General features: G+C 67.8%; 14 protein-coding genes and 3 rRNA genes. 3 read left to right on the top strand and 14 right to left on the bottom strand.

What is annotated here, in order from left to right:
- Positions 1–39: 39 nt before the first annotated feature.
- Positions 40–1,467, top strand: a complete 1,428-nt coding sequence (locus FKO37_RS22540; protein ID WP_134734326.1) for an NCS1 family nucleobase:cation symporter-1 — start codon at positions 40–42, stop codon at positions 1,465–1,467.
- Positions 1,467–2,174, top strand: a complete 708-nt coding sequence (locus tag FKO37_RS22535; protein WP_037815451.1) for an aspartate/glutamate racemase family protein — start codon at positions 1,467–1,469, stop codon at positions 2,172–2,174. Before FKO37_RS22540 ends, FKO37_RS22535 begins: the two co-directional genes overlap by 1 nt.
- A 4-nt stretch (positions 2,175–2,178) precedes the next feature.
- Here the strand turns inward: FKO37_RS22535 and FKO37_RS22530 are convergent, their stop codons facing one another.
- Positions 2,179–3,315, bottom strand: a complete 1,137-nt coding sequence (locus tag FKO37_RS22530; protein ID WP_238605683.1) for an acyltransferase — start codon at positions 3,313–3,315, stop codon at positions 2,179–2,181.
- A 391-nt stretch (positions 3,316–3,706) separates the two neighbouring features.
- Here FKO37_RS22530 and FKO37_RS22525 point away from each other — a divergent pair, with 391 nt between their 5' ends.
- Positions 3,707–5,590, top strand: coding sequence for a glycosyl hydrolase family 18 protein (locus FKO37_RS22525; protein ID WP_238605682.1), 1,884 nt, complete (start codon positions 3,707–3,709; stop codon positions 5,588–5,590).
- Positions 5,591–5,798: 208 nt separating this feature from the next.
- Here FKO37_RS22525 and FKO37_RS22520 read toward each other — a convergent pair whose 3' ends face one another.
- The 13 genes from FKO37_RS22520 to tyrS all read right to left on the bottom strand — a co-directional run bounded on the left by FKO37_RS22520 (position 5,799) and on the right by tyrS (position 23,516).
- Positions 5,799–6,746 carry a copper transporter gene (locus FKO37_RS22520; protein WP_037815445.1) on the bottom strand — a complete coding sequence of 316 codons (948 nt, stop codon included), beginning with the start codon at positions 6,744–6,746 and terminating at the stop codon, positions 5,799–5,801.
- Positions 6,743–7,927 carry a putative cytokinetic ring protein SteA gene (steA, locus tag FKO37_RS22515; protein ID WP_037815443.1) on the bottom strand — a complete coding sequence of 395 codons (1,185 nt, stop codon included), beginning with the start codon at positions 7,925–7,927 and terminating at the stop codon, positions 6,743–6,745. The genes FKO37_RS22520 and steA overlap by 4 nt, the downstream gene beginning before the upstream one ends.
- 102 nt (positions 7,928–8,029) lie before the next feature.
- Entirely contained in the window at positions 8,030–9,178 is a 1,149-nt protein-coding gene (locus tag FKO37_RS22510) for a DUF1266 domain-containing protein (RefSeq protein ID WP_238605681.1), read from the bottom strand.
- Positions 9,179–9,187: 9 nt separating this feature from the next.
- On the bottom strand, positions 9,188–10,972 hold the full coding sequence (gene recN, locus FKO37_RS22505; protein ID WP_037815441.1) for a DNA repair protein RecN: 1,785 nt from the start codon (positions 10,970–10,972) through the stop codon (positions 9,188–9,190).
- Positions 10,973–11,069: 97 nt separating this feature from the next.
- Entirely contained in the window at positions 11,070–11,999 is a 930-nt protein-coding gene (locus FKO37_RS22500) for an NAD kinase (RefSeq protein ID WP_037815439.1), read from the bottom strand.
- Positions 11,996–12,814: a TlyA family RNA methyltransferase gene (locus FKO37_RS22495; RefSeq protein WP_238605680.1), complete on the bottom strand. Its 819-nt coding sequence runs from the start codon at positions 12,812–12,814 to the stop codon at positions 11,996–11,998. Before FKO37_RS22495 ends, FKO37_RS22500 begins: the two co-directional genes overlap by 4 nt.
- A gap of 5 nt (positions 12,815–12,819) precedes the next feature.
- A complete protein-coding gene (locus FKO37_RS22490; RefSeq protein ID WP_009079580.1) occupies positions 12,820–13,026 on the bottom strand; it encodes a hypothetical protein in 207 nt (68 codons plus the stop codon).
- A 16-nt stretch (positions 13,027–13,042) separates the two neighbouring features.
- Positions 13,043–14,020 carry an HAD-IIA family hydrolase gene (locus tag FKO37_RS22485; RefSeq protein WP_238605679.1) on the bottom strand — a complete coding sequence of 326 codons (978 nt, stop codon included), beginning with the start codon at positions 14,018–14,020 and terminating at the stop codon, positions 13,043–13,045.
- A complete protein-coding gene (locus tag FKO37_RS22480; protein ID WP_238605678.1) occupies positions 14,013–16,526 on the bottom strand; it encodes a hypothetical protein in 2,514 nt (837 codons plus the stop codon). The genes FKO37_RS22485 and FKO37_RS22480 overlap by 8 nt, the downstream gene beginning before the upstream one ends.
- 206 nt (positions 16,527–16,732) lie before the next feature.
- Positions 16,733–16,849, bottom strand: a 5S ribosomal RNA gene (gene rrf, locus FKO37_RS22475).
- Between the two features lie 87 nt (positions 16,850–16,936).
- A 23S ribosomal RNA gene (locus tag FKO37_RS22470) occupies positions 16,937–20,058 on the bottom strand.
- A gap of 301 nt (positions 20,059–20,359) precedes the next feature.
- Positions 20,360–21,879 (bottom strand): 16S ribosomal RNA (locus tag FKO37_RS22465).
- The 16S, 23S and 5S rRNA genes sit together here, the layout of an rRNA operon.
- 362 nt (positions 21,880–22,241) lie before the next feature.
- Entirely contained in the window at positions 22,242–23,516 is a 1,275-nt protein-coding gene (tyrS, locus tag FKO37_RS22460; RefSeq protein WP_238605677.1) for a tyrosine--tRNA ligase, read from the bottom strand.
- Between the last annotated feature and the right edge of the window lie 25 nt (positions 23,517–23,541).

Below are 23,541 nucleotides of genomic sequence, written 5' to 3'. Positions count from 1 at the left end.
GGATCCCAAAGCTGCCGGCACGTCGACCGGAGGTCTGCAATGACGCACGCCCCGTCCACCGAAACCAGCGCGGACGTCCAGCCGAAACCCGACCCGCGGCTGTGGAACGAGGACCTGGCGCCCGCCGAGGAGCGGCGCTGGAAGGTCTACGACATCTTCGCGCTCTGGATGTCGGACGTGCACAACCTCGGCAACTACACCTTCGCCGCCGGCCTGTTCGTGCTCGGCCTGTCGGCCTGGCAGGTGTTCACCGCGCTGCTGTTCGGGTTCGTGATCATCTTCTTCGGGATGAACCTGATGGGCCGGATCGGGCAGCGCACCGGCGTCCCGTTCCCGGTGGTCGCGCGGATCAGCTTCGGCACGTTCGGCGCGAACCTGCCCGCGCTGATCCGCGCCGTGATCGCGATCTTCTGGTACGGCATCCAGACCTATCTCGCGAGCGTCGCGATCACCCTGCTCGTGCTGGCGATCGACCCCGGCCTGAAACCGTTGACCGAGCACAGTTTCCTCGGCCTGCACGCGCTCGGCTGGATGTGCTTCGTGGCGCTGTGGCTGGTGCAGGCGTTCGTGCTGACCCGCGGCATGGAGGCGGTGCGCAAGTTCCAGGACTGGTGCGGCCCGCTGATCTGGATCGTGATGATCGCGCTCGCGGTGTGGATCCTCGCCGCGAGCCACTGGCACATCTCGTTCACCAGCAGCCCGCGGCGGCTGTCCGGCGGCGAGCAGGTGCGGCAGTGGTTCGGCGCGGCCGGGCTGATCCTGTCCACCTACGGCACGCTGATGCTCAACTTCTGCGACTTCTCCCGCAACGCCCCGGACCAGAAAACGGTGCGGCGCGGCAACTTCTGGGGCCTCCCGGTGAACTCGACGGCGTTCGCGCTGCTGTCGGTGATCGTCACCGCGGGCAGCCTGCAGGTGTTCGGCGAGGCGATCACCGATCCGGCCGAACTGCTCGCCCGCGTGCACAACACCCCGGTGCTGATCATCGGCGCGCTCACCTTCGCCATCGCCACCATGGGCGTCAACATCGTCGCGAACTTCGTCTCCCCCGCCTACGACCTGGCCAACATCTGGCCCAAGCGGATCTCGTTCACCGTCGGCGGGATGATCAGCGCCGTCGCCGCGCTGTGCGTGCTGCCGTGGAAGCTGTACTCGTCGCCGGTGGTGGTCAATTACTTCCTCGGCGGGCTCGGCGCGTTCCTCGGGCCGCTGTTCGGGATCATGATCGTCGACTACTACCTGATCCGCCGCGGCAAGGTCGACGTCGAGCAATTGTTCGTGCGCGACGGCAAGTACCCCCAGGTGAATCCGCGCGCGATGGCGGCCTTCTTCCCGTGCGCGGTGCTGTCCGCGGTGATCGCGCTGGTGCCGTTCTTCGCGCCGGCCGCGCCGTACTCGTGGTTCCTCGGCACCGCCAGCGCCGGATTGCTCTACTACGCCGTTTCGTACCGCCAGCGGAGGGCTTGATGCGGATCCTCGTCACCAACTGCAACACCACCGAGGCCATGACGAAGGAGATCGAGACCGGGGCCCGGGCGGCGGCCAGCCCCGGCACCGAGATCGTCGCACTGACGCCGAAGTGGGGCCCGGAATCGGCGGAGGGCTGGCTGGACAGCTTCCTGTCCGCCGCCGCGGTGCTGGACCTGTTGCGCACCACCGGGGAAACGTTCGACGCGGTCGTCCTCGCCGGGTTCGGCGAGCACGGCCGCGAGGGCGCGCGGGAACTGCTGGACGTGCCGGTGGTCGACATCACCGAGGCCGCGGCGCATCTCGCCGGGCTGCTCGGCCGCCGGTACGGCGTGGTGACGACGCTGGACCGCACGTGCGGGCTGATCGAGGACAGCCTGCACTCGGCCGGAGTGGCCGCCAACTGCGTCGCGGTCGTCGGCACCGGGCTGAGCGTGCTGGAGCTGCGCGACGAGGAACGCACGGAATCCGCGCTGCTCACCGCGGGGTTGCGGGCGCGCGACGCGGGCGCCGAAGTGCTCGTGCTCGGCTGCGCCGGGATGACCGGGCTGGACCGCAAGATGTCGGCGATGCTCGACGTCCCGGTGGTCGACGGCGTCGCCGCCGCGGTCCGGCTCGCGGAATCCCTGGTGGCACTGGGATTGCGCACCAGCCGGGCCGGTTCCTACGCGCGGCCGCTCGACAAGCACCGCACCTGGCCGGGCTGACCGCTCAGCCGCGCACCGGCACCCGGGCGCGCCCGGTCAGCGCCTTGCTCCACGGCAGCCGCCGCAGCACCTCGACGATCGCGAAGGTCAGCGCGACCGTCGCCGGGTACGCCACCAGCGTCGTCCACGGCGCGCCGTAGCGGTCGCCGACGAAGACGAACAGCGGGTCCAGCACCGCGATCGCGATCGGGTGGGTCAGGAACACCGCGAACGACCGGTTCACCGCCCAGGACACGAACGTCCCGCCGCGCTGCCTGCTCTCCGCCCATCGCGCGCCCGCGAGGTAGATGCCGGCGATCACCGCGACGAACCACGGGATCAGGTACGGGCGGAAGGCGTCCGACGCCATCTCCGGCCACTCTCCGAAGTGGACACTCACGAAGTAGCCGGTCTCCGCGATCGCGAGCCCGCCCGCCATCGCCAGCAGGACCCAGCGCGTGTGCGTGCGCAGCCAGGCGTGCACCGCCTCGAAGTGAAGGGCCGCCGCGGCGCCGAGCAGCATGTAGAACTGGTAGACGAGGAAAGTCGCGAAGAACTTGCTGACGAACACGTAGCCCAGCGCGGCGGGCGGGTAGCTCATGAAGATCGCGACCGCGACCTGGATCGTGCCGGAGACCGCCAGCACGGTCCACGGACGGCGGCGGATCAGGTCGAACATCTTGGCCAGCAGCGGGAACAGCAGGTACACCTGCAGCGTCACCAGCATGAAATACATGTGGTACCAGGCGTTCCCGGTGAGCAGGTCCAGCCCGAGCGTGCGCAGCTGCGCGCCGACCGACCCGAACGGCTGGCCCGAGGTGATCAGCGTGTAGACCCGGTAGATGACCGTCCAGGTCACGTACGGAATGGCGACCAGCGGAAACCGCCTGCGCCAGAACTTCCCGGTCCGCACCGGCCGGTCCCGGTAGCCGAACACGAGCACGAACGCGGTCAGCGCGAAGAACGCCTCGCGGGTCAGGTGCAGCGGGGTCTGGATCGCGTCGGCGACGACGTCCTGCGGAAAGGTCGTAGAGCCGACCACGTGGATGAGGATGACCAGGGCGAACGTGACGACCCGGTACAAATCGAGCTGACGCAGGTGCGGCGATCGGACGGGCGCCGGCTCGTCCGCACGGACGAGCGGGATCTCGGTAGTGGTCATCGTTCGGCCGTGCTCCCGGGGTCGTTGGCGCTCATGGTGCCAGGCTCTCGTGCGCAGCTGTGAACCACCCATGATCTTCCTGAGACCCGCCTGATGCCGGACGGGACGGGTGTCGGATCAGCCACACCCGTACGGGTGAACCGGAACCCCGCGGTGGTCCGGACCACTCGCCCCGCTTGGAACAGGCCGTTCGTCGGGCCTTTCCGGACACTTCACCACAAAACGCCCAGGCGCGGAAATTGGTCTAGTCCACAGTATTGACTCCGGCTGTGCCCTGGTTCACATTCGACTACGGGCCGGCCCCCGCTCCTGCAGTGATCACCCGATGTCCGACGCTTGCCGCGCATTCCGGTGCGGCGGGCGGACTTCGCTTGTGCGAGGGAGAACCCTTATGCCCCACCGGACCTTGAGACCGCTGGCCGTGGCCTGCGCCGCCCTGGCCGCCGTGGTCGTGGCCGGTCTCGCCATCCTGGCCCGGCCCGCCCCGGCCACCGCGACGCCCGCGCCCTCCTCGGGAGGCCTGCGCATCGCCTACTTCGACCAATGGAGCATCTACCAGAACGCCTACTACCTCAAGAACGTCGACAAGATCGCCGACAACATCGACTACCTGCTCTACGACTTCGAGAACATCGACCCGAACAACCTCACCTGCTTCGAGACGACCAAGGCGACCACCCCCGACCCGGGCGGCGAGGACGACCCGAACGCGGGCGACGGCGCGGGCGACCAGTTCGCCGACTACCAGAAGTCGTTCGGCTCGGACATCAGCGTCGACGGCACCGCCGACACCTACAACATGCCGATCGTCGGCAACTTCCACCAGCTGCAGGAACTCAAGGCCCGGCACCCGAAGCTGAAGGTGCTGCTGTCGCTCGGCGGCTGGACCTACTCGAAGTACTTCTCCGACGCCGCGGCCACGGACGCCTCCCGCAAGAAGTTCGTGAGCTCCTGCATCGACATGTTCATCAAGGGCAACATCCCGGCCGCGGGCGGCTTCGGCGGCCCCGGCACCGCCGCGAACATCTTCGACGGGTTCGACATCGACTGGGAGTACCCGGCGCACCCCGGCGGCCACACGGGCAACCACTACAGCCCCAACGACACCCAGAACTTCACCTCGCTGCTCGCCGAGTTCCGCGGCCAGCTGGACGCGCTGGGCAAGCACTACGCGCTTTCGGCCGCCCTGCCCGGCGGCCAGGACAAGATCGCGAAGATCCAGACCGACAAGATCCACCAGTACATGGACTTCGCCGACCCGATGACCTACGACATGCACGGCGCGTGGGACAAGACCGGTCCGACGAACTTCCAGGACCCGCTCTACCCCTCGCCGAACGACCCGTCGACGCCCATTCCGCCGGGCACCGAGAAATACACCATCGACCAGGTGATGAAGGCGTACACGCAAGGAGATCCGGCGTACGGCATCCCCGGCGGGTTCCCGGCCTCGAAACTGACCCTGGGCATCCCGTTCTACTACCGGGGCTGGACCGGCGTTCCGGCCGGCTCGAACCACGGGCTGTACCAGACGGCGACCGGTCCGTCCGCTCCGCATCCGTTGAGCGGCAACGTGCCCGGCGTCGCGATGTACAAGGAACTCACCGGCGTGGTCGACAACCCGGCGACCACGTTCTGGGACCCGACAACGCAATCCGCGTGGTTCTACGACGGGACGAGCTTCTACGGCGGTTCGTCGAAGCAGTCGATCAAGGCGCGCACCGATTACATCCATTGCAACGGCCTCGGCGGCGCGATGATGTTCTCGCTCTACGACCTCGACCCCGATTCGACGCTGTTCCACGCCGTGGTGGACGGGCTCGCCGCGCCGACGGAGGGCTGCTCCGGCCCGCCGCCGACCACCTCGACGACGCCCACCACGCCTACTACGCCGACGACCCCCACGACCCCGACGACCCCGACCACGCCCACCACTCCCACGACTCCGCCGGGCGGCCAGTGCACCGCGGCGGCCTGGGATTCGGGCAAGGTCTACAACGGCGGCGCGGTCGTGTCGTACAACAACCACACCTGGACGGCGAAGTGGTGGACGCAGGGCGAGCAGCCCGGCACCTCGGACGTCTGGTCGGACAACGGAGCCTGCTCCGGCAGCGGCGGTCCCACCACCGCGTGCCCGGCGGCGTGGAACACCTCCCAGTCCTACAACGCCGGCGCGGTCGTGTCCTACAACGGCCACCGCTGGTCCGCCAAGTGGTGGACGCGAGGCGAAACGCCCGGCAGCGCCGCGGTCTGGGCCGACAACGGCACCTGCTGACCCCGCAGCAGGCGCGTGAATGACGGCGGCGCCGAGTTCTCCACCCCGACAGGAGACCCGGCGCCGCTGCCTTGCCTGTGCTGGTTTTCCCGCCCCGAAGGGAAACCGCCGCGTTATCCGCGAACACAGTCGGCGGCGGTACCGGATTTCCTCGCCCACGAAGGGAATCCGGTGCCGCCGCCGACTGGTGTGCGGGAGGCGAAAAGTCTCAGTTCCCCGAAGCGGTCACGCCCGGCGCGATCGCCTGCGCGTTGCCCGCGATGCCGTACCGTCCCGAACCGCCGTTGAGCTGTTCCTGCAACGCCAGGATCGTCGCGACCCGGCCCGCGGCCGAATCCGCGTTGTCCACAGTGGACAGAATCGACGTGGCCGAGGTGTCCGCGCGCACCACCCCGATCGGGCCGGAACCGCCCGCCGAACCCGGGTCCCCGGCGAGCACCGTGCCCGCGCCGGAGCGGTCCATCTGCGCGGCGAACCGCGCGATCGTCGCGGCCCGGTCCCCCGCGCCGTCGCCGGTCTGCTGTGCTCCGGTCAGCACGATCGCCAACTGCGCGGGCTGCACGCCCTGGCTCGGCTTCACGAAACCGCCGTCGGTCAGCCCGCCGAGCGCGGCGGCGAGTTCGTCGCCGCTCGACTGCGGTTTCGCGCTCGCCTTGTCCAGCAGGAGCGTCGAACCGAGCAGCGCGCCGGCGAGCGTGCCGGAGTCGCCCGCGGTCGGGAACTTCGCCCCGGCCGGCTGCAGCCGCGTGACGACGTCGCGCAACTGGTCGGCCTTCGCCGGGTCGGTGAACGCGTCGGTGAGCTGGAGTTCGCCGGTGACCGAGGCGCCGGCCTGGCCGACGAGCTTCTTGAGCGCGTCGCGGTCGGCCGGGCGCGCGTCCTGCGTGGTGACGATGACGACGCTGCGCTTGTCGAGCGCGCCCGCGACGACCTTCGGGCCCATCGTCCCGGCGAACGCGTCGGCGTCGGACAGCCGCGCGTTGAGCGAATTGCGCTGCGCTTCGAGATCGGCGACCTGCGTGCCGAGGTCTTTCTTCTGGTCCGCGAGCCCGGACAGCAGCGAACCGTTGAGCGCGGTCGAGCCCAGCACCACGCCGACGGCCAGCGCCAGGAAGCACGCGGTGATGGAAACGATGTGGTACCGCAGGGAAATCACGTGAAGAGACCCTTCACCCAGGCGACGAACGTGGACCAGGTGTGCTGGATCCACTCGAGATAGACGGAGCCGACGTCGGAGACCAGCAGCGCGGCGATGACGACGACGATGGCGGCGAGCACGAGCAGCGCGACCGCGCCGAGCGACACCCGGGCCCGGTGCAGCGTCGCGACGGCCTTGCCGTCGACCAGCTTCGTGCCGAGCTTGAGCCGCGTGAGGAACGTGGACGGGTTCGACCCGGACCGGCCGTGGTCGAGGAATTCCCGCAGCGTGGCCTGGAATCCGACGGTGACCACCAGGCTCGCGCCGTGCGCGTCGGCCAGCAGCAGGGCGAGGTCCTCGGCGTTGCCGGACGCCGGGAAGGTGACCGCGCCGATGCCCAGGTCCTGGATCCGCTCGACGCCCGGCGCGTGCCCGTCCGGCTGCGCGGGGACGACGACCTCGCCGCCGCTGCGCAGCGTCGCGGTGCCGATCCCGGTCGGGTCGCCGACCATGACGTCCGGCTGATAACCCTGCGCGCGCAGGGTGTCCGCGCCCGCGTCGACGCCGATCAGCACCGGCCGGTGCTCGCCGATGTACTTCTTGAGCTTCTTGAGGTCCTCGGCGTGCCCGTTCCCCGCGGCGACGACCAGCACGTGCCGGTCGCGCACCGGGACCTTCAGCTCCGGCACGCCGACGCCGTCGAGGATCAGCGTCCGCTCGCGGCGCAGGAACTCGATCGTGTTGGCGGAGAAGGCTTCCAGCTGGGTCGACATCCCGGCCTTCGCCTCGATCATCTGGTCGGCGACGCTTTCCGGGGTCTGCTCGACCCCGGTCGCCAGCTGCCGCTCCCCCAGGTAGACCGCGCCTTCGTGGACGCGCAGCTTCGTGCCGTCCTTGACGCTGCGCAGCAGGTCCCCGCCGACCGAGTCGACCAGCGGGATGCCCGCCGCCACGAGGATTTCCGGGCCGAGGTTGGGGAACCGGCCGGAAATCGACGGCGACGCGTTGACCACCGCGGCGACCTCGGCGGCGACCAGCGCGTCGGCCGTGGCCCGGTCGAGGTCGAGCTGGTCCAGCACGACGATGTCGCCCGCGCTGACCCGGCGCAGCAGTTCCCTCGTGCGCCGGTCGACCCGCGCGACACCGATGACGCCGGGGAGGGCTTCTTGGTTCCGCGCGAGTAGACCAGTGAGCTTCATGTGGCTGATGGTGACAAATTTGTGCCGGGGTGCGGAGCCGACGCGCCGATGCGGACGTGACTCGTTGTGGTGAGCCATGTCGCGCGGTAGGCGGAGCCGGGGTTAACTGTGCGGTCCGCCCGCCTCGAAATCGAGGTTGGACCAGGGGCTCGCGGGATCGTTCAGCAGCCGGTGGCGCACCCGGGCGGCCGAAACGTATTCCGGGCCGAATTCCTCGCCGTCGAGCGCGAGCAGCCTGCCCAGCACGTATCCGGTGGACAATTCCGCCCAGGAACCGTGGTAGCGCCGGGCGATCGCGCCGGCTTCCAGCACCATCAATTCCGCGGTGAGCGCGTCGCAGTACCCGACCGCCAAACCCCAGCGCGCCAATTCGACCGCGCGGCCGACGTCCCAGCCGATGATGCTGTCCACCACGCCGTCCGGCTCGAGCAGGCCGTCGGCGCGGAACCGCTGTTCGTACCGGACGATCCGGCGCACCGCCTCGAGGAGCGGCCCGGCCTGGTCCTCGGCGTCGTTGTCGGCGCACCACTGCCGGACCAGCTCGACCCAGCCGTAGACGTCCAGCGCCAGCCCGCTGCGGGCGCGCAGCACGAGCACGAGGTTCCCGGTGGTGAGCTGGTAGGAATCGCCGAGCAGCCGGTCCATCGCGGCCCGCCAGCCCGTCGCGTCCGCGACGCCCCACCAGTCGCGCAGGCCGCGGACCTCGGCGACGTAGTCGTGGTAGCGCGCGTCGAGGACGTTCCACGGTTCGGCCGACAGCACCGCCTGGTGCGCGCCGCAGGCGAGCGCGTGCGCGACCGGACCGTCGAGAAGTCCGTACCGGGCCGTGTAAAGCCGCTCGACCTGCTGCTCCACCGCGGTGACCCGGTGCGGGTTCGCGTCGACCCAGGGCAGCACGGCCGCCGCGCTCACCCGCCATTCGCCGAGCGTGCCGCGGTTGAACACGACCTGTTCCTCGTGGCCGAGACCGTGCGTGGCCCAGTCGAGGTCGCCGCTGAGGAAGACCACGTCCGCGCCGAAATCCGGCAGCGCGCCGCGGGTGAACACCTGCAGCGACGGTTCGCCGCCGTGCGCGCAGCAGACTTTCGCGGGCGACCAGGTCCGGTCCTGCGCGAGCCGTTGCGCCTCGTCCCGGTGGATCGGCACGAACAGCTCCTCGTCGCCGAGGAGTCCGAGGAAGCGGTCGAGATCGTCCTCCCGCCGCGCGCGGGCGAGTTCGGCTTCGACGTCGGCCAGCGTGGCCCAGGTCATGGAATCCGGTCAGCCCTTCTTCGCGCGCTTGCGCTTCGCGCCGGTGTTCTTCGCCTTGTCTTTCTCCGCCGTGGCAAGGAGTTCCTCGGCGTGCGCGCGGCCGGTCTCGGTGCCGTCCATGCCGGCGAGCATCCGGGCCAGCTCGCGCACCCGGTCGTCCTGGTCGAGCGTTTTCACGCCGCTGCGCGTGACGCCGCCGCTGGTTCCCTTGTCCACCACCAGATGCTGGTCGGCGAACGCGGCGACCTGCGGCAGGTGCGTGACCACGAGGACCTGGTGCGTGCGCGCGAGCCGCGCGAGCCGCCGTCCGATCTCGACCGCGGCCCGGCCGCCGACCCCGGCGTCGACCTCGTCGAACACCAGCGTCTGCACGGTGTCCGCGTGCGCCAGCACCACCTCGATCGCCAGCATCACCCGCGAAAGCTCACCGCCCGAAGCGGCCTTGTGCACCGGCAGCGGCGGCGCGCCGTTGTGCGCCCGCAGCAGCAGTTCCACTTCGTCGACGCCGTCCGGGCCCGCGTGCACCGCGTGTCCGTCGATCGCGAGCGCCTGCCGGTCGCCGTGCTCGGCCGGACGCTGCTCGACGGTGATCTCCAGCTCCGCCTGCCCCATCGCGAGACCGGACAGCTCCTTGGTGATCGCCGTCGCCAGTTCCGCGGCCGCCTTGCCCCGCGCGGCGGAAACCTCGGTGGCGTGCGCGACCAGCTGCACGGCCAGCTCGTCCCGGCGCAACGCCAGCGCGGACAGGGCTTCTTCTGACGTGTCCATCGATTCGAGCCGACGGCGCGCGTCTTCGGCCCACGCCAGCACTCCGTCGACATCCGCGGCGTACTTGCGGGTGAGCCGCTTGAGATCGGCCTGCCGCGCGAGCACCTTCTCCAGCAGCGCCGGGTCGGCGTCCAGGTTCTCGACGTAACTGCCCAGCTCCGCGCCGACGTCGCTCAGCAGCGTAGAAGCTTCTTCCAGCCGCGGCACCAGGTCGCTCAGCGCGGAATCCTCCGCCGACACCAGCCGCCGCACCGCCTCGCCGACCAGGCCGAGCGCGCCCGGCGCGTCCGGATCGCCGTCCTGCGCGCCGGACACCGCCGCGTGCGCCTCGGTGGCCGTCGCACGCAGTTCGTCGACCGCGGCGAGCCGTTTGATCTGCTCGGTGAGCTCGACGTCCTCGCCCGGTTCGGGAGCGACCGCGTCGATCTCGTTCAGCCCGTGCTTCAGCAGGTCCGCCTGCTGCGCCATCTCCCGGGAGCGGTTGGAGCGCTCGCTCAGCTCGGTGATGACGGCCAGCCATTCCTCGCGGACCTGGCGGTAGGCGGCGAGCGGCCGCCCGACGTCCTCGCCGGCGAACCGGTCGATGACCGCGCGCTGCTCGGCCGGGCGCAGCAGCCGCAGCTGGTCGTTCTGCCCGTGCACGGCGATCACCTGCTCGGACAGGTCGGACAGCACCCCGACCGGCACGGACCGGCCGCCGAGGTGCGCCCGCGAGCGCCCGTCGGCCGCGACCGTGCGCAGCGCGATGACGCTGCCGTCCTCGTCGACGTCGGCCCCCGCGTCGGTGACGATGCGGGCGGCCGCGTCGTCCTTGCCCACGGTGAACCGGCCCTCGACGAATGCCTTCAGCATCCCGTTCCGGACCTTCGACGCCTCGGCCCGTCCGCCCGAGAGCAGATGCAGCCCGGTGACGACCATGGTTTTGCCCGCACCCGTCTCACCGGTGACCACGGTGAAGCCCGCGTGCAGTTCCAGCAGGGCTTCCTCGATGACTCCGAGGCCCTGGATGCGCATCTCGGCCAGCACGACGCATACGGTAGCGGCCCGCACCGACCTTCTGTGCGTTCGAGGTCCGCTAACTCTTCTTTTCGCTGGTCGAACACTTGTGCGGGCGCGTCGCGGATCAGCCGCCCTGGCGCTCCCCGCCGCGCCGGTCGCGCCAGCTGCGCACCGGCAGGCCGAACTTGTACACCAGCCGGTCGGTGAACACGCCGTCCCACAGCCGCACCAGCCGCACCGGCTGCTTGCCGCAGACCACGCGCACCAGCGCGCCCGGCGGCAGGTCGAACGACCGCAGCCCGTCGCAGGTCAGCGCCGCCTTCGGGCCCTTCGGGTCGATGCCGACGGTGATCACCGACTCGGGTGACACGACGAGCGGACGGGAGAACATCGCGTGCGCGTTGCTGGGCACCACGAGCAGTGCCTCCACGTCCGGCCACAGCACCGGGCCGCCCGCGGAGAAGGCGTACGCGGTGGAACCGGTCGGCGTCGCGCAGAGCACGCCGTCGCAGCCGAAGGACGAAACCGGGCGGCCGTCGACCTCGATCAGCGCGTCGAGCACCCGCTCGCGGCTGAACTTCTCGACGCTGGCCTCGTTGAGCGCCCAGGTCCGGTAGATCTCCGCGCCGTCGGCGGTGACCGTGACGTCGACCGTCATCCGGTCCTCGACGTGGTATTCGCGGTCGACCACGCGCTGCACGGCGTCGGCGAGCGCGTCCGAATCGGCCTCGGCGAGGAAGCCGACGCGGCCGAGGTTCACGCCGAGCACCGGCACCTCGGCCGGGCGCGCGAGTTCCGCCGCGCGCAGCAGGGTCCCGTCGCCGCCCAGCACGAACACGAGTTCGGCGCCCTCGGCCGGGTTGTGCTCGGGCGCGACCACGGTGCACGGCTTCGCCATGCAGCCGTCCGGGTCGATCAGCTGGAGAACGTCCTCGTCGAGCACGCGCAGCCGGATCCCGGCCTTGGCGAACCGCTGGGACACCTCGCGGGCGGCCTCCCGGGTGGTGTCCCGGTCGGGGTGCACCACGAGGAGCACTTCACGTTCGGCGGTCACTGGGGTCCTTCCTGGACTGCGGTGCGCACGAGCCGTTCGGCGTCCTCGCTGCCCGCGTCTTCCGGCTCCGTTTTGCGGAGCCACACGAAGTATTCGACGTTCCCGGAGGGTCCCGGCAACGGGCTCGCGACGACCCCGCGCAGCGACAGGCCGAGCTTCGCGGCTTCGGCGAGCACGCCCACCACGGATTCGACGCGCAGCTCCGGATCGCGCACCACGCCGCCGCTGCCGAGCCGGTCCTTGCCGACCTCGAACTGCGGTTTGACCATCGGCAGCAGATCCGCGCCGTCGCGCGCGCACTCGGCGAGCGCGGGCAGCACGAGCTTGAGCGAGATGAAGGAAAGGTCGCCGACGACGAGATCCACCTGCCCGCCAAGGACGTCCGGCGTCAGGTTGCGGACGTTCGTGCGGTCGAGGACCACGACGCGATCGTCGGTCTGCAGCTTCCAGTCGAGCAGCCCGCGCCCGACGTCGGCGGCGATGACCTGGTCGGCGCCGTTGCGCAGCAGCACATCGGTGAACCCGCCGGTGGACGCGCCCGCGTCGAGACAGCGGCGGCCCTCGACGGCCAGCCCCTCGGGACCGAAACGCTCAAGCGCGCCAAGGAGTTTGTGCGCGCCACGCGACGCCCAGCCCGGGTCGTCCTCGTCCTTCACGACGATCGGCGCGTCGTTTTCCACGCCGGTGGCGGGTTTCGTGGCGACCATGCCGCGCACGGTGACCTTGCCGCCGGTGATGAGCGCGGAGGCCTGTTCGCGGGAGCGCGCGAGTCCGCGCCGCACGAGTTCCGCGTCGAGCCTGGCCCGTTTGGCCACGCCGGTCAGACCTTGTCGATGCTGGACAGGGCCACGGTCAGCTCGGTGTGCACGGCCTCGAACCGGTCCACGTGCTCGGCGGGCGGCAGCGTGTCGAGGTCGTCGAGCCCGGCGACGGCCTCGTCGATGCCCGCCCGCGGGTCAGTCTGCTGCGGGCCGGGTCCGGGGATCGGCGGGGGTCCGGGAACCGGCCGCGGAACGTTCGGGTGCACAGCCCCAAACTACCAGTCAGGCCAGCCCGAGCCCGGTCACTGCCGCCGCGGCCGCGTCGCCGCCCGCGCGCACCTGCGAGACGCCGGTGCGCCACGCCGAGTCGCACAGCGCGCGCAGCAGGTCGAGCTTGTCGCCTTCGCCGCGGACGGTCAGCACGTCCCCTTCGCTGATCTCCCAGCCGGTTCGCTTGCCGACGCGCAATTCGTCGGCCGGCTGCGCGAGCGCGGTGAGGTCGGCGGCGAGGTGAGTCGGCCGTTCCGCCGGGATCGCGGTGAGCAGCGTCGCCGGAGTCGCGATGCCGGTGAGGACGCACAGCGAGTCGAGCCCCGCCGCGACCGCACCCGCGATGTCCGTGTCGAGCCGGTCCCCGACCACCAGCGGGCGCTTCGCCTTCGCCGACCGCGCGGCCGTCTCGAACAGCAGCGGCTGCGGCTTCCCCGCGACGACCGGCTCCGCCCCGGTGGCGATCTTGAGCGCCCCGACCATGGAACCGTTGCCCGGCATCAGCCCGCGCTCGGTCGGCAGCGTGGTGTCGGTGTTCGTCGCGACCCACAGCCCGCCTGCCCGGATCACGATGCTCGCCTCGGCGAGGTCCGCCCATCCGGTTTCCGGCGAATGTCCTTGCACCACCGCGGAAACGTCGTCGCCCGCGGTCCGCACCGGTTCCAGTCCCACGGCGGAGATCTGGTCGCCGAGCGAGACGGTGCCGACGATGAGCACCTTCGCCCCGGACGGCAGCCGGTCCTGAAGGAGCCCGGCCGCCGCCTGAGCGCTCGTGTGCACCTCTTCGGTGTCCGCGGAGATCCCGAGGTCCCGGAGATGCTCCGCGACCGCCGACGGGGCCTTGGACGCGTTGTTGGTCACGAACCGGACCGCCGTGCCCTTGTCGCGCACGGCGGCCACGGCTTCCACGGCACCCTCGATCACCTGCGTCCCGTGGTACACGGTGCCGTCGAGATCGAACAGCAGCGCGTCGTAGGCCACGTCAGTCATCCGTCTCGCTGGAACCGTTCGCCTCGTTCGCGTTCGCCTCGTTCGCCAGGTCCGCAGCCCGCTCGGCGGCGTCGGTCTCGTCCTCCGCGTCGGCCTCCGCGGCGTTCAGGAACCACTGCACGGCCTCTTCCTTGCGTCCGGCAGCCTCGAGGTTGTCGGCGTACGCGTAGAACAGGCGCGCGCTCCACGGATCGCGCTTGGCCGCCTGGAGATCCGGCCCCTGCAACGACACGACCGCCGCGTCCAGCTGCCCGAGATCCCGTCGCGCACCCGCCGCGACGATCGCCAGCTCGACCTGGGTCGACTTGGTGAGCCGCTCCTTGTCGGTCTCCTTGGCGAGGTCGAGGGCGCGCTCCGGACGACCGAGCGCGCGCTCGGCGTCCGCGATGATCGCGATGTGCTCGTCGCTGCGCGTCATCCGCCGGACGGCACGCAGTTCGGACAGCGCTTCCTGCCAGTTGCCGGCGTGGTAGGCGACCAGCCCGAGCCCTTCGCGGACGATCGGCACCCGAGACGCCTTGGTCTTCGCGTACCGCGCGTGCTCGAGCGCGGCCTCCGGGTCCTCGTCGACCAGCCCGCCCGCGGCGACCAGGTGCTTCCCGACGGTCTCCGCGAGCCCCTTCGGCAGGGTCCGCAGCTCCCGGCGGACTTCCTCGTCGAGGTCGGAGAACTCGATGTCCTCAGGCAGTTCCGGCGCTTCGAGCAGCTCGCGGGCGAGTGCCGCGTCCTGCTCCTCGACGGTCACCGGCCGCTTGGTGCGAGGACGGTCGTCCCTGCGGTCACGCCGGTCACCCCGGGTGTCGCGGCTGTCCCTGCTGCCACGGTTGTCGCGGTCGCCACGGTCGCTGCGATTGTCGCGCTCCCGACGGTCCTGCCGCTCGCCGCGGTCGTCCCGGCTGTCCTGCGGCCGTTCCTGGCCCTCAGCGGCCTCGACGCTGTCGGTCCGGTCCCCCGCACCCGACTCGACGTCCGCGGTACCCGAGCCCACAGTCACCTCGTCGACCACCGCGGATTCCTCGACCGCAGCCGACGAGGTCTCCTCGACCTCGTCGCGCCGCCCGCGGACACCCTCGTCCTGACGGTCATTCCGGAACCCACCGTCGCGCTGGTCCTTGCGGAACCCGCCCGAACGCTCGTCCCGGCGATCCCCGCCAGGCCGCTTGTCCCCGGCGCGGTCGTCGCGACGGAACCCGCCGGACCGCTCGCCCCGATAGCCGCCCTCGTCGCGCCGTTCATTGCGGAACCCGCCGGAGCGGTCATCACGCCGGTCGTTCCGGTATCCGCCGGAGCGATCGTCGCGCCGATCCCCGCGGTAACCGCCTTCATCGCGGCGGTCATTGCGGAACCCACCGGACCGATCGTCCCGCCGGTCTCCGCGGTAGCCGCCTTCGTCGCGCCGCTCATTGCGGAAGCCGCCCGAACGGTCGTCCCGCCGGTTGTCGCGGAACCCGCTGGAGCGATCGTCCCGGCGATCCCCGCGGTAACCGCCTTCGTCGCGGCGGTCATTGCGGAACCCGCCCGGACGGCTGTCGCGACGCTCGTCGCGATCGTTGCGGAACCCGCGGTCGTCGCGCCGGTTTCCACCGAACCGGTCGTCCCGGAATCCGCCGGAACCCCGGTTCCCGCCACGGAATCCACCGTCGCGCGGACCGCGGTCGTCCCGGTCCCGGTAGCCACCGGGTTTGCCGCCGCGGTCATCCCGGTAGCCGCCCGGCTTGCCGCCACGGTCATCCCGGTAGCCACCGGGTTTGCCGCCGCGGTCGTCCCGGTACCCGCCCGGCTTGCTGCCGCGGTCGTCGCGGTAGCCGCCGCGCGCCTCGCGATCGCCGGGCTTGCCGCCTCGGTTGTCGCGGTCGCCGTAGCCGCCGCGCCGGTCGTTGTCGCGGAATCCGCCGGACCCGCGCCGATCGTCGCGGAACCCGCCGCCCTGGGAGTCCTTGCCGCGGTATCCGCCCGGCCCGCGCCGGTCGTCGCTGCCGCGCCGGTCGTCGTTCCAGCGCCCGCCGGACCGCTCCCCGTACGAGGACTTGCCCTGCGGCCGCCCGCCGCGATCGCTGTAGGACTTCCCTTCCGGACGATCACCGTACGACTTGCCGGGCCCGCCGGAGCGCTCGCCGTAGGAGGAACGTCCCTCGGGACGCCCCGAGCGGTCCCCGTAGGGCTTGCCGCCGGAACGGTCGCCGTAAGACTTGCCTTGCGGACGGTCGAACTCGCGCTTGCCGCGGGGGCGGAAGTCGCGGTCGTCGTCGCGTTTCCCGGCATAGCCGCGGTTTTCGCGGGGGCCGTCGCCGCGATCGGGGCGGCCGGCGAACCCGCCGGACCCGCGTGCGCCGCGGTCGTCCCGCCGGGGCCGGCCCTGGTGGCTGTCCCGCCCGCCGCGGTCCTGCCGCGCGCCGCGCCGGTCTCCCCGGGGCGCGTCGGACCGGCCGCCGCGGGAGTCCTGGTCGCGGCGAGCCGACCGACCGGACCCCTCATCCGCTGAGTCACGTCGACCGAACTCGGACACCTGGCCTCCTGCCATAGACAACTCTGGAATTCTGAAGACGGCCCTCCGTACGAGGGCCGATTGACTATCCTACGGGCCTGTTCGGAGCAACCTCGCGCGGGCGGACCTGAGCCGCCTCGCGCGCCCTCCGAGCGGACGCGAACATGAGTCTGGGCCCCGGGAGAACCACCAGGGGTTCTCGACCGGGGCCCAGACTGTCAGGTTAAGTTCGGCGGTGTCCTACTCTCCCACAACCCTTCGGTTGCAGTACCATCGGCGCAGTCAGGCTTAGCTTCCGGGTTCGGAATGGGACCGGGCGTTTCCCTGACGCTAAAACCACCGAAACACTCCGAAACAACACACACCCACCACCTTTGATGGTGGGGCCGGTGTGGTGTTTCAGAACCGTAGAGTGGATGCGTAACATCTTTGTGGGCAAGTCCTCGGCCTATTAGTACCAGTCAACTCGACAACACATTACTGTGCTTCCATTTCTGGCCTATCAACCCAATCGTCTCTTGGGGGCCTTAACCCACATGGGGTGGGATACCTCATCTTGGAACAGGCTTCCCGCTTAGATGCCTTCAGCGGTTATCCCTTCCGAACATAGCCAACCAGCCATGCCACTGGCGTGACAACTGGCACACCAGAGGTCCGTCCGTCCCGGTCCTCTCGTACTAGGGACAGCCTTCCTCAAGTATCCTGCGCGCGCGGCGGATAGGGACCGAACTGTCTCACGACGTTCTAAACCCAGCTCGCGTGCCGCTTTAATGGGCGAACAGCCCAACCCTTGGGACCTACTCCGGCCCCAGGATGCGACGAGCCGACATCGAGGTGCCAAACCATGCCGTCGATATGGACTCTTGGGCAAGATCAGCCTGTTATCCCCGGGGTACCTTTTATCCGTTGAGCGACACCCCTTCCACCAGGAGGTGCCGGATCACTAGTCCCGACTTTCGTCCCTGCTCGACATGTCTGTCTCACAGTCAAGCTCCCTTGTGCACTTGCACTCGACACCTGATTGCCAACCAGGCTGAGGGAACCTTTGGGCGCCTCCGTTACCCTTTAGGAGGCAACCGCCCCAGTTAAACTACCCATCAGGCACTGTCCCTGAACCAGATCATGGTCCGAGGTTCAGATTCCCAATCCGACCAGAGTGGTATTTCAACAACGACTCCACACCCACTAGCGTGAGCGCTTCACAGTCTCCCACCTATCCTACACAAGCCGAACCGAAAACCAATACCAAACTATAGTAAAGGTCCCGGGGTCTTTCCGTCCTGCCGCGCGTAACGAGCATCTTTACTCGTAATGCAATTTCGCCGGGCCTGTGGTCGAGACAGCCGGAAAGTCGTTACGCCATTCGTGCAGGTCGGAACTTACCCGACAAGGAATTTCGCTACCTTAGGATGGTTATAGTTACCACCGCCGTTTACTGGCGCTTAAATTCTCAGCTTCACCCCCCGAAAGGAGTTAACCGGTCCTCTTAACGTTCCAGCACCGGGCAGGCGTCAGTCCATATACATCGTCTTGCGACTTCGCATGGACCTGTGTTTTTAGTAAACAGTCGCTTTCCGCTGGTCTCTGCGGCCAACCACCCCTCCGTCCGCAAGGGACTTCAAGATGCTTGGCCCCCCTTCTCCCGAAGTTACGGGGGCATTTTGCCGAGTTCCTTAACCACAGTTCACCCGATCGCCTTGGTATTCTCTACCTGACCACCTGTGTTGGTTTGGGGTACGGGCCGTGCATGCACTCACTAGAGGCTTTTCTCGACAGCATAGGATCACCCACTTCGCCTCAAACGGCTACGCATCACGTCTCAGCCCATTGCCATGCGGATTTGCCTACATGACGGCCTACACGCTTACACCAGGACAACCATCGCCTGGCGGAGCTACCTTCCTGCGTCACCCCATCGCTTGACTACTACGGAATCAGGTCCCACGCTCCACACACGGAATCCGTCCGAAGACTTCAACCGCGGCTTCGGGTGGTTAGTGTCAACCGCCTCGCCATGGGCGCACATGCTCGGGTACGGGAATATCAACCCGTTGTCCATCGACTACGCCTGTCGGCCTCGCCTTAGGTCCCGACTTACCCTGGGCGGATTAGCCTGGCCCAGGAACCCTTGGTCATCCGGCGGCAGAGTTTCTCACTCTGCATTCGCTACTCATGCCTGCATTCTCACTCCCGCACCCTCCACGACTCGCTTCCGCGGCCGCTTCCCTGGATGCAGGACGCTCCCCTACCCATCCACACCACTGGACAGTTTCCGAAGAAACCATCGATGTATATGCGTGAATGACACAGCTTCGGCGGTGTGCTTAAGCCCCGCTACATTGTCGGCGCAGGACCACTTGACCAGTGAGCTATTACGCACTCTTTCAAGGGTGGCTGCTTCTAAGCCAACCTCCTGGTTGTCTGGGCAATCCCACATCCTTTCCCACTGAGCACACACTTAGGGGCCTTAGCTGGTGTTCTGGGCTGTTTCCCTCTCGACGACGAAGCTTATCCCCCGCCGTCTCACTGCCGCGCTCTCACTAACCGGTATTCGGAGTTTGGTTGATTTCGGTAACCCGGTAAGGCCCCTAGACCATCCAGTAGCTCTACCCCCGGCAAGAAACACGCGACGCTGCACCTAAATGCATTTCGGGGAGAACCAGCTATCACGGAGTTTGATTGGCCTTTCACCCCTACCCACAGCTCATCCCCTCAGTTTTCAACCTAAGTGGGTTCGGGCCTCCACGACGTCTTACCGTCGCTTCACCCTGGCCATGGGTAGATCACTCCGCTTCGGGTCTAGACCACGCGACTCAATCGCCCTATTCAGACTCGCTTTCGCTACGGCTACCCCACCCGGGTTAACCTCGCCACGCAGCACTAACTCGCAGGCTCATTCTTCAAAAGGCACGCCATCACTCAACAAAGTGAGCTCTGACGGCTTGTAGGCACACGGTTTCAGGTACTCTTTCACTCCCCTCCCGGGGTACTTTTCATCTTTCCCTCACGGTACTCGTCCGCTATCGGTCTTCAGGAAGTATTTAGGCTTACCGGGTGGTCCCGGCAGATTCACAGCAAATTCCACGAGCTCGCTGCTACTCGGGAACACCAAACAAACACACGCAACATGTTTTCGCGTACGGGACTCTCACCCACTCCGGTCCGCCATCCCAAGCGGTTCCACTAACACGCGCGCACATTCCGAGGACTGTCAGATCCTCGACGCTGGGTCCCACAACACCGCCTGCACAACGCCTGACAGCTTGACATGCAAACGGTTTAGCCTCTTCCGCTTTCGCTCGCCACTACTCACGGAATCACTTTTGTTTTCTCTTCCTGCGGGTACTGAGATGTTTCACTTCCCCGCGTTCCCTCCACACCGGCTATATATTCACCGGCGGGTAACACCACATCACTGGTGCTGGGTTTCCCCATTCGGAAATCCTCGGATCACAGCTCGGTTGACAGCTCCCCGAGGCATATCGCAGCCTCCCACGTCCTTCATCGGCTCCTGAAGCCAAGACATCCACCATGTGCCCTTAACAACTTGACCACAAAGATGCTCGCATCCACTCTACAGTTCTCAAACACCACACCAGAAACAACGTGTGTTGCCTCAGGACCCAACAGCGTGCCAGCAAACAACCTGCCCTCCGAGCGCCGGCCGCAGGTTCCACGACCCGCCGAAGCGAGTCAGTACTACCGCGGGCATTGCCCACCAGAACAAGCCTTAACCAGTAGTTCCACAATTCCTTGAGCAAGCCCGGCAACACCGCGTGCGGGTGTCAAACCGTGCCCACCCCACCGAGGTTGGTCCGGGTATCCCGGCCTGGTGGATGTGTTGTGCTCCTTAGAAAGGAGGTGATCCAGCCGCACCTTCCGGTACGGCTACCTTGTTACGACTTCGTCCCAATCGCCAGTCCCACCTTCGACCACTCCCTCCCTTGCGGGTTGGGCCATGGGCTTCGGGTGTTACCGACTTTCATGACGTGACGGGCGGTGTGTACAAGGCCCGGGAACGTATTCACCGCAGCGTTGCTGATCTGCGATTACTAGCGACTCCGACTTCACGCAGTCGAGTTGCAGACTGCGATCCGAACTGAGACCGGCTTTAAGGGATTCGCTCCACCTCGCGGTATCGCAGCCCTCTGTACCAGCCATTGTAGCATGTGTGAAGCCCTGGACATAAGGGGCATGATGACTTGACGTCATCCCCACCTTCCTCCGAGTTGACCCCGGCAGTCTCCCACGAGTCCCCGCCATGACGCGCTGGCAACGTAGGATAAGGGTTGCGCTCGTTGCGGGACTTAACCCAACATCTCACGACACGAGCTGACGACAGCCATGCACCACCTGTACACCAACCACAAGGGAAGCCCCATCTCTGGGGATGTCTGGCGCATGTCAAGCCCAGGTAAGGTTCTTCGCGTTGCATCGAATTAATCCACATGCTCCGCCGCTTGTGCGGGCCCCCGTCAATTCCTTTGAGTTTTAGCCTTGCGGCCGTACTCCCCAGGCGGGGCGCTTAATGCGTTAGCTACGGCACGGACAACGTGGAATGTCGCCCACACCTAGCGCCCAACGTTTACAGCGTGGACTACCAGGGTATCTAATCCTGTTCGCTCCCCACGCTTTCGCTCCTCAGCGTCAGTATCGGCCCAGAGACCCGCCTTCGCCACCGGTGTTCCTCCTGATATCTGCGCATTTCACCGCTACACCAGGAATTCCAGTCTCCCCTGCCGAACTCAAGTCTGCCCGTATCGACTGCACGCTGAAGGTTAAGCCTCCAGATTTCACAGCCGACGCGACAAACCGCCTACGAGCTCTTTACGCCCAATAATTCCGGACAACGCTCGCACCCTACGTATTACCGCGGCTGCTGGCACGTAGTTAGCCGGTGCTTCTTATCCAGGTACCGTCACTTGCGCTTCGTCCCTGGCGAAAGAGGTTTACAACCCGAAGGCCGTCATCCCTCACGCGGCGTCGCTGCATCAGGCTTGCGCCCATTGTGCAATATTCCCCACTGCTGCCTCCCGTAGGAGTCTGGGCCGTGTCTCAGTCCCAGTGTGGCCGGTCACCCTCTCAGGCCGGCTACCCGTCGTCGCCTTGGTAGGCCATTACCCCACCAACAAGCTGATAGGCCGCGGGTTCATCCCATACCGCCGGAACTTTCCACCCCCCACCATGCGGTGGAAGGTCATATCCGGTATTAGACCCAGTTTCCCAGGCTTATCCCAGAGTACAGGGCAGATTACCCACGTGTTACTCACCCGTTCGCCACTCATCCCCGGCCGAAACCGGTTCAGCGTTCGACTTGCATGTGTTAAGCACGCCGCCAGCGTTCGTCCTGAGCCAGGATCAAACTCTCCAACAATGCTGTAAAGTTTGATCGAGACTACTTCTCAATCATTTCTCAAAGGAAACCCCGACGAGGGGGTTTCATATAAGCTCTACTGGCTTAGTTCACTAGCACACTGTTGAGTTCTCAAGCAACACACCCCGAACCAAACCCAACCCCCGTGAGGGCGAGCCTGACCGAAGCGGTCATTCCTAGCAGTTTTTGGTGGGACACCCACTCAATCACCCTAGAGGCGAGAGCTTGGTTCGTGTCCCGGCGGCCGCCCGGTTTCCCTGGCGACTTGGAGAACTTTACACGCCCTCCGAGGGCCCGAAACAGGGGGGTACCTTAACTGCGTTCCCGCAGGTCAGAGCCCCTGTTTCGGGCCGAGGGCGAGATCAGGCCCCGACGCGGACGCCGGCGACCGTGCGCTTGCCCTTGCGGACCACGAGCCAGCGGCCGTGGAGGGCGTCGGAAGCCGAGGGCTTCCACTCCTCGTCGGCGATCTTCACGTTGTTCACGTACGCGCCGCCCTCCTTCACCGTGCGCCGCGCCGCGCCCTTGCTGTCCACCAGTCCCCCGGCGAGCAGCAGGTCGACGATCGTCGCGTCGCCCGCGGGCTCGACCTTGCCGTTCGGGACCTCGGCCATCGCCGCGTCGAGCGTCGGGCCGTCGAGGTCGGTCAGCTCGCCGCGGCCGAACAGGGCCTGGCTCGCCGCGATGACCTGGCGCGTCTGGGCCTCGCCGTGCACCAGGTTCGTGAACTCCTCGGCCAGCCGCTTCTGCGCGGCGCGCAGGTGCGGGCGCTCCTCGGTGTCCTTCGCGAGCTCCTCGATCTCCTCCCGGTCGAGGAAGGTGAACAGGCGCAGGTAGCGGAGCACGTCAGCGTCGCCGACGTTCACGAAGTACTGGTACCAGGCGTACGGCGAGGTCAGCTCCGGGTCGAGCCACACGTCCCCGCCGCCGGTGGACTTGCCGAACTTGCGGCCTTCGGCGTCGGTGACCAGCGGCGCGGTCAGCGCGTGCGCCGTCCCGCCTTCGACGCGGCGGATCAGATCCACTCCGCCGACGAGGTTGCCCCACTGGTCCGAGCCGCCGACCTGCAGCTTGCATCCGTGCTTGCGGTACAGCTCCAGGTAGTCCTGCGACTGCAGCAGCAGGTAGCTGAACTCGGTGTAGGACATGCCGTCGCCCTCGAGGCGGCGTTTGACCGTCTCCCGGTTCAGCATCACGTTCACCGAGAAGTGCTTGCCGACGTCCCGCAGGAACTCCAGCGTGTTCTGCTTCGAGGTCCAGTCGAGGTTGTTCTCGACGATCGCGCCGGTCGGCGAATCGTCGAAGTCCACGAACCGCTCCAGCTGCCCGCGGATCCGCCCGGCCCAGTCGGCGACGACGTCCAGGGTGTTCAGCGTGCGCTCCCCGTTGTCGCGGGGGTCGCCGATCATCCCGGTGGCGCCGCCCGCCAGCACGATCGGCCGGTGCCCGGCGCGCTGGAACCGCTTGAGCATCAGCAGCGGGACGAGGTTGCCGGCGTGCAGGCTGGGCGCGGTCGGGTCGAAGCCGCAATAGAGCGTGAGAGGGCCGCGGTCGAGTTCTCGGCGCAGGGCGTCGATGTCGGTGGATTGCGCGATCAGGCCGCGCCAGGACAACTCGTCAAGGATGTGCTCACTCACACCTGTAGATGATCCCCCACCAGGT

The organism is Amycolatopsis sp. Poz14 (assembly GCF_006704225.1).
GTDB classification, from domain to species: domain Bacteria; phylum Actinomycetota; class Actinomycetes; order Mycobacteriales; family Pseudonocardiaceae; genus Amycolatopsis; species Amycolatopsis nivea.
The sequence above is the reverse complement of the archived record's forward strand: the minus strand, read 5'-3'. Positions and strand labels throughout refer to the sequence as shown.